The organism is Anoxybacillus sp. LAT27 (genome assembly GCF_022030075.1).
Lineage (GTDB): Bacteria > Bacillota > Bacilli > Bacillales > Anoxybacillaceae > Anoxybacillus > Anoxybacillus kestanbolensis.
In genome coordinates this window covers 1-2,927 of sequence record NZ_JAIWYK010000030.1, presented here as the reverse complement: position 1 = coordinate 2,927, position 2,927 = coordinate 1, and the positions used below count along the sequence as shown (strand labels likewise).

Genomic DNA, 2,927 nt, shown 5'->3' with positions numbered 1-2,927 from the left:
GCAATGCGATACAACCAAGAAGAAAATTTCATAGTTGGATCGTACGTATGGATGTTGACATACGCCCGAATAAAAGCTTCTTGTGCCGCATCCTCCGCCTCATGACGATTTCCTAACATGCGATAGCATAGTTGATAAATTTTATCTTTGTACATTTCAACAATATCAGCAAAAGCACTTTGATCTCCTTTTTTAACTGCTTTAATGCGTTGCCTAATAAACATGTCCATGTAATATTTACCTCCACATGGGGGCTACTATTTTATACGAATAACATAAAGCAAAGTTCCACAAATCGCAACGAATATGTTCATATTTTAAAAAAAATGAAGAGGTGGCATCATGCCACCCCTCATACAAGCTTCTCACCGAACAGCGATCCCATTAAAGCGACAGCAGTTGCAGCTGTTTTATTGCGCTCATCTAAAATCGGATTCACTTCAACAAATTCAGCTGAAGTGACGATTTGCGCTTCAGCTAACATTTCCATCGCTAAATGACTTTCACGGTAAGAGAGCCCACCGATCACCGGCGTTCCAACTCCAGGTGCATCATGTGGGTCAAGCCCATCTAAGTCAAGAGACAAATGTACACCGTCTGTTCGTTCTTTTAAATACGCAATCGTCTCTTCCATTACTTTTGTCATACCGAGACGATCAACCTCATGCATTGTATATATTTTGATTCCTTTTTCTTTAATTAATTGTTTTTCGCCTTCATCAAGTGCACGAGCACCGATGATCACAATATTTTCTGGTTTCACTTTTGGACTATATCCACCAATCATCGTTAAAGCTGGATGACCAAGTCCTAAACTTGCAGCAAGCGACATACCGTGAATATTTCCCGAGGGAGACGTTTCTTCCGTGTTTAAATCTCCATGTGCATCGTACCAAATGACGCCTAAATTTTTATAATGTCTAGCCACTCCTGCAAGTGTCCCAATCGCAATGCTGTGATCCCCACCAAGCACTAGTGGGAAACGACCTTTGGCTACAACTTCATCCACCGTAGCGGCTAGTTTTTCATTCGCTTCAGCAACCGCTTTCAAGTTTCGTAATTTTGGATTTGTCACACCTTGAACGCGCTCAGCGCGACCAATTTGAATATCTCCTAAATCCTCAATATCATGATTTAAGTTTTCTAAACGCTCTACTACGCCAGCGTAGCGAATGGCACTTGGCCCCATATCGACACCACGACGTGTTTGTCCTAAGTCCATTGGCACTCCAATAATCGAAATGTTCATCTCGATCTCCTCCCCTTGTTGTATCTGATGTTTATTGTACATGAGGAGAAACAGTTGGCTCAACTCGACAACTTTTTGAATATTTATTCTATAACAAACAGAAAAAAACCTTAGGTAATACCTAAGGTTTTAGTATGGAGCCTATCGGGATCGAACCGATGACCTCCTGCGTGCAAAGCAGGCGCTCTCCCAGCTGAGCTAAGGCCCCATGGAGCGGAAGACGGGACTCGAACCCGCGACCCCCACCTTGGCAAGGTGGTGTTCTACCACTGAACTACTTCCGCAAACAGTGAGCCATGGAGGACTCGAACCTCCGACCCTCTGATTAAAAGTCAGATGCTCTACCTACTGAGCTAATGGCTCGTTATAAGTTAAATTATAATTAAATGGCTGGGCTAGCTGGATTCGAACCAGCGCATCACGGAGTCAAAGTCCGTTGCCTTACCGCTTGGCTATAGCCCATTGATGAAACAAAATAATGGTGGAGGGGGACGGATTCGAACCGCCGAACCCAAAGGGAGCGGATTTACAGTCCGCCGCGTTTAGCCACTTCGCTACCCCTCCGCGGATGGTGCCGGCTGCAGGACTTGAACCCGCAACCTACTGATTACAAGTCAGTTGCTCTACCAATTGAGCTAAGCCGGCAGTTATTTTCCCTAGACTACATTATGCTACCCAATTTCCTACACATTCATCAAAACGTATGGTGGAGGATGACGGGATCGAACCGCCGACCCCTTGCTTGTAAGGCAAGTGCTCTCCCAGCTGAGCTAATCCTCCATAAAAGATGACCCGTACGGGATTCGAACCCGTGTTACCGCCGTGAAAGGGCGGTGTCTTAACCACTTGACCAACGGGCCAACATACGACACACAAGCTTCCAACCGGGCTTGAACCGGTGACCTCTTCCTTACCATGGAAGTGCTCTACCAACTGAGCTATGGAAGCACTGGCTCCGCAGGTAGGATTCGAACCTACGACCGCTCGGTTAACAGCCGAGTGCTCTACCACTGAGCTACTGCGGAATAAAAATGTAAGTAATTCATACTGCTTAACCATTATTTCAATTGAATGTTACTGCCTCTTCCTCTACTCGCATACTCAATGATGATGAATGCGTCGAGGCAACTCGCAGCTTGATCGACGAAGCATCGCTCGTCACTGAGCTACTGCGGAATAACATATTGTTTTGCCCGGCAACGTCCTACTCTCGCAGGCGGTGTCCCGCCAACTACTATCGGCGCTGGAGAGCTTAACTTCCGTGTTCGGGATGGGAACGGGTGTGACCTCTCCGCCATCGTCACCGAGCAATAATGCTTTAGACAAATGTTATTATAACGGAATATTTTTTGTTGTCAAGCATTTTTTATTCCTTCAAAACTAGATAACAGAACAGTCGCCTTCGCTTTTCTTGATGTCTAGCTTCGAACTAACATCCTCCTGCGCCTTCGCTTTTTCCGTTCGACGTGCACGCACGTCTTCGTCAAAAGCTCTCGGCTCCGTCGGACGTTTTCTTGACTACGTCAAGAACCGTTCTCCGCTTTTCGTGATGTCTAGCTGCGGCTCCTAGCCCCTCGAACCGCTTCAGTCCTGCTGTGGCGGCAACAGCCTCCTCGCAGGCCTTTCGCGTTCTTCGTGGCTGGACAGTCGCCTCCGCTTTTCTTTATGTGTTTAGTTA

At 46.5% G+C, this 2,927-nt stretch carries 2 protein-coding genes, 10 tRNA genes and 1 rRNA gene; all 13 read right to left on the bottom strand.

The window, feature by feature from the left end; all coding sequences use genetic code 11:
* A partial coding sequence (locus tag LD028_RS02060) for a sigma-70 family RNA polymerase sigma factor (RefSeq protein WP_237810768.1) occupies nt 1–230 on the bottom strand: 230 nt, incomplete at its 3' end.
* A 122-nt stretch (nt 231–352) separates the two neighbouring features.
* The gene (gene rocF, locus LD028_RS02055) at nt 353–1,249 is read right to left on the bottom strand and encodes an arginase (RefSeq protein ID WP_237810767.1); all 897 of its coding nucleotides are present in this window, start codon (nt 1,247–1,249) and stop codon (nt 353–355) included.
* A gap of 135 nt (nt 1,250–1,384) precedes the next feature.
* Nucleotides 1,385–1,457, bottom strand: a tRNA-Ala gene (locus LD028_RS02050).
* Nucleotide 1,458: 1 nt separating this feature from the next.
* Nucleotides 1,459–1,533, bottom strand: a tRNA-Gly gene (locus LD028_RS02045).
* A gap of 6 nt (nt 1,534–1,539) precedes the next feature.
* A tRNA-Lys gene (locus LD028_RS02040) sits at nt 1,540–1,612 on the bottom strand.
* Between the two features lie 24 nt (nt 1,613–1,636).
* Nucleotides 1,637–1,711: transfer RNA gene (locus tag LD028_RS02035), tRNA-Gln, on the bottom strand.
* A 17-nt stretch (nt 1,712–1,728) separates the two neighbouring features.
* Nucleotides 1,729–1,813 (bottom strand) — tRNA-Tyr (locus tag LD028_RS02030).
* A gap of 5 nt (nt 1,814–1,818) precedes the next feature.
* A tRNA-Thr gene (locus LD028_RS02025) sits at nt 1,819–1,894 on the bottom strand.
* A gap of 59 nt (nt 1,895–1,953) precedes the next feature.
* A tRNA-Val gene (locus LD028_RS02020) sits at nt 1,954–2,029 on the bottom strand.
* An 8-nt stretch (nt 2,030–2,037) separates the two neighbouring features.
* Nucleotides 2,038–2,109, bottom strand: a tRNA-Glu gene (locus LD028_RS02015).
* A 15-nt stretch (nt 2,110–2,124) separates the two neighbouring features.
* Nucleotides 2,125–2,197, bottom strand: a tRNA-Thr gene (locus tag LD028_RS02010).
* A 2-nt stretch (nt 2,198–2,199) separates the two neighbouring features.
* Nucleotides 2,200–2,274: transfer RNA gene (locus LD028_RS02005), tRNA-Asn, on the bottom strand.
* Between the two features lie 166 nt (nt 2,275–2,440).
* Nucleotides 2,441–2,557 (bottom strand): 5S ribosomal RNA (gene rrf, locus LD028_RS02000).
* Nucleotides 2,558–2,927: the final 370 nt, after the last annotated feature.